General features: G+C 43.1%; 5 protein-coding genes and 2 pseudogenes. 6 read left to right on the forward strand and 1 reads right to left on the reverse strand.

All coding sequences use genetic code 11. The annotated features are described in order from the left end of the window. The first annotated feature begins 214 nt into the window (after positions 1–214). The 6 genes and pseudogenes from BLW34_RS14130 to BLW34_RS14155 all read left to right on the forward strand — a co-directional run bounded on the left by BLW34_RS14130 (position 215) and on the right by BLW34_RS14155 (position 5957). On the forward strand, positions 215–628 hold the full coding sequence (locus BLW34_RS14130) for a copper resistance CopC family protein (RefSeq protein WP_090539201.1): 414 nt from the start codon (positions 215–217) through the stop codon (positions 626–628). After that, positions 621–2642, forward strand: coding sequence for a CopD family protein (locus BLW34_RS14135; RefSeq protein WP_090580926.1), 2022 nt, complete (start codon positions 621–623; stop codon positions 2640–2642). The genes BLW34_RS14130 and BLW34_RS14135 overlap by 8 nt, the downstream gene beginning before the upstream one ends. A 62-nt stretch (positions 2643–2704) precedes the next feature. Beyond that, the gene (locus BLW34_RS14140; protein WP_090580929.1) at positions 2705–3208 is read left to right on the forward strand and encodes a hypothetical protein; all 504 of its coding nucleotides are present in this window, start codon (positions 2705–2707) and stop codon (positions 3206–3208) included. A 243-nt stretch (positions 3209–3451) separates the two neighbouring features. Continuing rightward, positions 3452–3845: pseudogene (locus tag BLW34_RS14145) on the forward strand (IS481 family transposase); the annotation flags it as partial. 140 nt (positions 3846–3985) lie between these two features. Further along, a pseudogene (locus tag BLW34_RS14150) lies at positions 3986–4797 on the forward strand (IS982 family transposase). Positions 4798–4964: 167 nt separating this feature from the next. Further along, positions 4965–5957: a 2-hydroxyacid dehydrogenase gene (locus tag BLW34_RS14155; RefSeq protein WP_090580935.1), complete on the forward strand. Its 993-nt coding sequence runs from the start codon at positions 4965–4967 to the stop codon at positions 5955–5957. Between the two features lie 129 nt (positions 5958–6086). On the opposite strand, the gene BLW34_RS14160 is transcribed toward BLW34_RS14155, so the two are convergent. Beyond that, on the reverse strand, positions 6087–7406 hold the full coding sequence (locus BLW34_RS14160) for a hypothetical protein (protein ID WP_090580939.1): 1320 nt from the start codon (positions 7404–7406) through the stop codon (positions 6087–6089). Between the last annotated feature and the right edge of the window lie 397 nt (positions 7407–7803).

The raw sequence follows: 7803 nt of genomic DNA on the forward strand, positions 1-7803 counted from the left end.
GAGCCGGTGGAAAATCGAATCTACCTTATATCATAGGTGCTATCGTGCTGGCCGCTGCTGGTGCTTTCTTCTTCATGCGCAGTAATAAGAATAAAACAGAAGCTGCTTAGTTTTTGTAATAGTAGTAGTGAAATTAGAACTACGCTTACATTCGATAATCTAATAAATATTAGGTTGCTCGAGTTGTCAGAACTAATAAAAAGGAGTACTTAAAATGAAAATAAAATGGACAGTACCAATTTTTAAGCGATTTTTAGCGTTAACTATAATAGTAACGGTAATGACTCTGATGCATGCCAGCCAAGTATTAGCACATGCTGCTCTGGTTAAGGCTGAACCCGCTCGTCGAGCAGTACTTTCTACAGCGCCTGCACAAGTTCGTCTCTGGTTCAATGAAGAAGTAGAGCCTGCGTATGCGTCTCTTTCGGTACTTAATGAAGATAAAAAGTCTATTACAGATAGTAAGGTAAAGATTCATTCAGAGGATCCAAAGTCTATTGTATTGGAATTACCAGAAATGCAATCAGGACGATACACCGTAAAGTTTCGGGTACTTTCCGTAGATGGTCATGTGGTTGACTCTGAATACAATTTCACAGTTGCGAATAAAGTAAAAAAAGATGATTGAGATCGTTGCTGCATTTGCGCGTTGGTCCCAGCTGGTAGCCAATCTAATAATTTTTGGTAGCTGTATTTTTCTTGCTATAGCCGGACAACAGAAAGCTGTATTCGAGAGTTCTTGGGCAATCCGATTAGAGCGTGGATTGCCATGGCTAGGTGGTATCATTCTAATTGGACTGCTGATCATTCTGGCAACAACGACAGGCGAGGCGACTGGGATTGCAGCTAATGCCTGGCGGCCTGATGCTTGGCTGGAAGTAGTGCAACAGACTCGCATGGGACAGATGTGGGCGGCTCGCACACTATTCGCGTTAGTTTTGCTAGGAGTTATTCTATACATCCGGCAGGTCTATAGAGTAAGGTGGCATTACATTTTATGTGCAGTGGCAGCTTCATTGCCACTGATTGCGGGTTCTATGGTCAGTCATTCTGCAGCAGAGGAGGCGCCCGTAATGCCAGTATTTACTTATGCGTTGCATATTCTTTTAGCAGGTATCTGGTTTGGGGCTTTACCTGCTTTTCTATTAATAGTATTCAGTAAGAAAGATCCAGACAAACCATTGGATTTGTTGAGCACTGAGAGTTTGAAGAAATTTTCGACGATAGCTTTGCCGGTAATGGTGATTATAATGGCTACTGGTCTTATCATTGCTGATCGGATGGTGGAGAAGGATTATCATGCGCTGGTTGCTAGTTCGTATGGTTGGGTATTGAACATAAAACTTACACTATTGGCGATCATTCTGATTATTGCATATCGAGCGCGTTCCAGATGGCTGCCTGCGTTCACGCAGGCTAATAATGTCGAGCGGATCCAAGGTGGTAGCCAACGACTGAGGAAATGGGTAAGTATTGAATTTATACTTGCCATTTTATTGGTATTATTTGCGACCATTTTGGCTAACACCAAGCCCGCAAAGCATGCCATGGTAGAAAACTGGCCCTATTCTTTCAGATTTTCAATTGATGCAACCTGGGATGAGCCAAATGTTCAGCTTTTATTCTGGAGTGGTGTGGCATTATTGATAATGGCGGCTGGTTCAGTGTGGTTAGGTATTAAAAATAAATGGGAAATTAAAAAGCGGGTGGGAATTCCGGCTGTTTTGACAATGGCTTCTCTTGCAATAGCCTTGCCTCCCTTAGCAGTGGATGCTTATCCGGAAACTTATCAAAGTACACCTGTTCCTTTTGATGGTATTTCCATTTCTAATGGATCGGTGTTTTTCTCTCAGAATTGTACGTCCTGCCATGGTCCGCAAGGCCAAGGTAATGGAATACTTGCTAAGACGCTGCCAAAACCACCTGCTGATTTGCTGACAGAACCACATACCGCGAGACATACCGCCGGTGATTTTTTCCATTGGCTAACGTATGGAATTGCAGAAACAGGTATGCCTGGTTTTTCTAGTAATTTATCAGAAGAGGACCGCTGGGATGTCGTCAATTATCTGCATGCCATGTCACGCGGCTATCAGGCTCGTCTGCTGAGTCCGAGGGTTGTTCCTGAGAAACCATCTATTGGTCCACCTATTTTCTCGTATTTTGCAGATGACGGTTCTAGCGGTTACCTGAAGGATTTTCGTCAGGAAAAGAATGTGATGCTAGTGTTCTTTACATGGCCAAAATCGCAAGATCGTTTACAAGAACTGAAGGCGGCCTATGATAGACTGCGTGAACTCAATACATTTATTCTGGCTGTCCCAATGAATGATCTTGATCAACAGGAAGTCATGAATATTGTAAGGGATATACCTTTTCCTGTCGTTACGGAGGGGGCTCAGGAGATCAAAAATAGTTATATTTTATATCGAAGAACACTTACTCATCCGGATATCCTTGGTGAGGGGGTCATCCCGGAGCATTCTGAGTTTTTGATAGATCGTTTTGGGTACTTGCGTGCAAGATGGATACCTAATGTGGATGAGAGTGGGTGGGCCGATATAAGTATTCTAAAACAGCAGCTAGTGCAGCTTAATAGTGAAAAGATGATTCTTCCACCACCCAGTGATCATGTGCACTAATGTTGTAAAATTGTAATAGCTTCGATTATCCTTATTTTAATTAATAATCTAGGAGAGAATGAGTGAGAAGACTAATCGTTACTTCTGTTTTATTGAGCGCAATGGTGATGATGTCACATTTTGCTTTGGCTCATACTGATGAATATTTGGCTACAGTTAAAGCGCCTCACGGTGGTCAGCTTCGTGTGGCTGGTCCTTTTCATTTAGAGTTAGTAGCCAAGGATGGTGAATTGACACTGTATATTACAGATCATGGAGATAAGCCAGTTTCAACGAGCGGTGGTCAAGGAAAAGCAAATATTCAGGTAGGGAAGGATGGAGAGAGGAAATCCGTTACATTGGAGCCGGTTTATGCCAATATAATGAAAGGAAAGGGAGACTTTCAAATTACGCCCGAAACTTCAGTTGCTGTATTTATAGCTATTCCGGAGCATGAAACCCAAGGCGCACAATTTATGCCTCAAGCACCTAAAGGAGAGAAGGAAGACCAAGACCACCATCACCATCACCATCACCATCACCATGATCATGGTGATGGTGATGCAGCCGGTAGCGATCATGAATAAACAGAAAAAATGATTTAGAGCGTTATGAATTTATAAAAGTAAAGTAAGAGTACAAAAAGGGATGATCTTTTATAGATCTATCCCTTTTATTTTTTTCTCCGCCACCACGGCAAAATTTTTAGGGTTGTGCAGAGGCCCTATACATCTAGAGTATTCTATTCCGACCCAAGCAATAGTAGAGATATATAAAGTATTTTATTGGTCTTTTATGATGTGTCGTCTTCATATAATCCTTGATTTCTCAGTGATCTGATCAACAAGATCCAGTCCTTCTATGAAGCACATGGTTTGCCTATGCCTATGTTGCATATCTTGATCGATAGAGTACAGAGTGTTGTGGGCAAGTGGAACAGTATGACTGTCACCTATATTCTTCCAATTAATGATATTGATCATACAAAAATTCAGGCAATGTCGCTCCAAACCAACGGTATTTGTGAATATTTTCATAAAGCCATTTTGCAGGAATTCTATCAGGTGACATTTCGTAAAAAGTGCTACCATGGTCTGGAAGCCTTACAAAAGAATCTGGGCAGCTGCTTCGATTATTACAATAATGAATGAGAGAACTCAACAGGGTAAAATCTGCAATGGGAAAATTCCCATGGAGATTTCACTTGACGGGAAAGAAATTTAGAATAGCAAAACTTGAAACCCAATCTAATTTGATAGATAACGTGAGTTCGGCGTAAGAAAAGCAGCAAAAAGAACCTGAATTCCTTATTATGACGAAGCTATTTTGGAAAAAGGTTTCATCACGACAGGAGTCAGGTTCTTATGGATACTATAGCGATTTTTTGTGCGATTGACGACTTTTGTTAGAGGTTTGAGCCGTGGTGGGAGCAGCGCTTGTTGGAGTTGGTGCTGAAGCGACGTCGGCGGAGAAGGGAACTGTGTCTAAGCGAAATCATGACAATCGTGGTGGGGTTTCATCTGTCGGGTTACCGGACGTTTAAGTCCTATTATCTGGGCCAGGTGTTGAGATATCAGCGGCCCTATTATCCGGGGTTAGTAAGTTACAACCGCTTTGTTGAGCTGCTGCCAGGTAGCTTGATGCCTTTGTGCTGTTTTCTGGTCAGCCGCTTTGGGCGCATAAAGTGATGGCAGAGTTTGCTGCCCGGGGAAAGGCGAGCGTGGATTGGTTTTATGGGTTCAAGTTGCACTTGGTCATCAATGACCAAGGGGAATTGCTGGGAGTGAAAATCACGGCGGGCAATATCGACGACCGTGATCTGGTACCTGAGCTGGCACACTCTTTGTTTGGGAAACTATTGGGTGACCGGGGTTACATCTCTCAGCCGCTCTTTGAGCAACTCTGGGAGCAAGGCGTACTGCTCGTTACCAAGGTGCGTAAGAACATGAAAAACAAACTATTGCCATTGTTTGACAAACTCTTGTTGCGTAAACGCTCGATCATTGAGACTGTCAACGATCAATTGAAAAACATCTCACAAATCGAACATTCCCGCCATCGCAGCCCATTTAACTTCTCTGTTAATTTGATAGCCGGACTAGTGGCTTACACCTTCCGCGAGAAGAAGCCTTCCCTTAATATTAGATTTTCTCAGGTTCTTCCAGCCGTGGTGTGATGATTTTAATGTCGAGTTCACGTTAGATACCCAGTCAATTTCGGTAACTGTATGATTTTATCTGAGCTAGTGCACATGATAGACTTTAATTTCAACATAATGCACACGCTATTTTGCATGACTAATTCCAAGTGGGCGAGGGAAATACAGTTGCGAGGAAAGTATCCATGAGAATTGCGGTGTTCAGTGTAAAACCTTATGATCATTCCTTTCTGGAAAAAGCAAATGAAGAGCATCAGCATGAGCTGGTTTTTTTTGAAACTCATCTGAGCCAGGCGACAGTAGCTTTAGCAAATGGCTTTCCGGCCGTATGTGTCTTTGTCAACGATCAACTCGATGCACCGGTGCTGCAAGCACTAGCACTAGGTGGAACCGCCATTATTGCTTTACGGTGTGCTGGATTCAACAATGTTGATCTGAGAGCAGCACAAGCACACCAGATCTTGGTGGTTCGGGTTCCAGCTTATTCGCCTCACGCTGTCGCTGAACATACTGTTGCTTTGATCCTGACGCTCAATCGCCAGATACATCGTGCGTATAACCGGGTGCGGGAAGGTAATTTTGCATTAGATGGCCTATTAGGCTTTGATTTGCATGGCTTGACCCTTGGCATTATTGGCACCGGCAAGATAGGGTTCGAGGTTGCTAAAATTATGAGTGGCTTTGGTTGCCAAGTCGTAGGCTATGATCTTACACCTCATCCGGACAGCAAGCAGATTGGGATTCAATATGTTGAGCTTGATGACATATTCGCCTTGGCAGACATTCTTACTTTGCATTGCCCATTGACACCGCAAACACATCACATTATTGATACGCAGGCAGTCCACAAGATGAAGACAGGTGTGATGCTCATTAACACGAGCCGTGGTGCTGTAATTGATACGCTCGCTGTGGTCAATGGATTGAAATCAGGTAAGATCGGTTATCTGGGCCTTGACGTATATGAAGAAGAAGAAGGGCTGTTTTTTGAAGATTTGTCCAATATAGTTCTCCAGGACGACATATTTGCACGATTACTCACTTTCCCAAACGTTGTTATAACTGGCCATCAGGCCTTCTTCACACGAAATGCATTGGAAAAGATTGCACACACCACACTGACAAACATCGCAGAATTTCAGAAACTTGGACAGTGTAGCAATCAAATTACGATCTGAGGGATCACAACGAAAATAAGCAAGCCGAGCTTAAAGTGTATTGTTAGAAAATCAAAAATCTGCTCTGACAGTTATCAAGTTGACCAGATATCTGCCAGATTGGATCTAATTCCAGTATTTGTGAGTAAATTAGGATGAAAAAATAAAGTTTTCTGCAGCTAAATTTACGCTGGTAAGCCCTACCAGGGTGACTGTGCCATGCCCTTCGACTGTAATTGTCGTATCACTTCCATCGTCATTGATATCGAGATCGTCGAATGAATCCACGCCAGTTGCACTGAGTTCGATTTTGTCTCTATCCGATTGGCGAAAATCGTAAATGAAATCGTTTCCAAAGTGACCATTGAAGACGAAGATATCAGCCCCACCAGCTGTGGGGCTGATTAAAACTGAATCGTCATTACTATCGAAAATGTTACGTAAGTTGTTCACAATGTCATTGAGACTGTCGAACTCAAATTCGCTTCCACCTGATTGCAGGAAAGCGTTAATTTGATTGACTCCAAATGTATCAATAACTGAAGCAATGAAGTCAGAGATATCGGTGTCATTCGATATGAGATTTTTGGCATCGCCATACATGTGATCTGTTGCGTTGCTGCCACTGATCAAACGATCATTGCCGGCTTCGACAGACTCGCTCATGTTTCTAGCATCACCGTAGAGATGATTAATGACAATTCCAGTGCCATCGTTGTTACTTCCCCATAACGTGTCATTACCGCCTTTAGAATGATCGAACATATTAACCGCATCGCCGACAAGAACATTAACAAGAGTCCCGTCACTGTTGATGCCACCCCGCAACGTGTCATTGCCACCTTTAGAAGAACCTAACATCATGGCAGCGTCACCGGCTAACCCCTCAACAAGAATTCCACCATCGTTGTTGCCGCCCTGCAACTTGTCATTGCCGCCTTTAGAAGATTCCAGCATCATAGCAGCGTCACCGGCTAGCCCCTCAACAAGAATTCCACCATCGTTGTTACCGCCCTGCAACTTGTCATTGCCACCTTTAGAAGATTCCAGCATCAGAGCAGCATCACCGAATAGACCATTAATAAGAATCTTGCCACTGTTGTTACCGCCCTGCAAAGTGTCATTGCCGCCTGTGGAGGAGCCGTGCATCATGGTCGCGTCACCGGCTAGACCGTTAATAAGAATTCCACCACTGTTGTCACCGCCCTGCAATGTGTCATTGCCACCTTTAGAGGAATCGAACATTTCAGCAGCATCACCAACTAGGTCGTTAATAAGGTTTCCACTGCTATTGTCACCCCCCTGCAACGTGTCATGGCCCCCATTGGAGCGATCGTACATGAATACAGCATCACCAAAAATTATGTTGATGGAATCATTATCTGTGCCAATCAATGTTTGATTTTTGCCACTTTTATTCCTAGTAAGGCTAAAACCTCCGCTGAGATCACCTATAAGTATTGTTGTCATTTAACTTATCTCCATATTAATTAATATACATTCGTAATCTTTCTCAAATTCTTTCCCTCGCCGTCTCTTCGGTTGTCTTATTCTGCTTGCTTCTCACAATCCGGCGCTGATGAGCTTCTTACTTAAAGAAATATAAAGAGCGGGGAGACTCATGGGGATTTAAAGGGAAAGAGACTTTTTCCCGCAAACTTTATTATCGACACGAATTTTTAAGAGCTTTAGTTTAAATTGAAGTGTCTGAGAGGCGGCTGGACCTTCGGGGCCAGATAGCAGATTGCCTAATCTCAGCCAGTGAACTATTGAGTCGGTCCTGCAAAATGCCTAAGATCCTCATGAATTCTCCGTTTCAGGGAAGAAATTCACTTCCTAAACTCTCAAGAATTCATAATATCCGCAT

Origin of the sequence: Nitrosomonas sp. Nm58 (assembly GCF_900107335.1) — a bacterium.
Classification (GTDB): domain Bacteria; phylum Pseudomonadota; class Gammaproteobacteria; order Burkholderiales; family Nitrosomonadaceae; genus Nitrosomonas.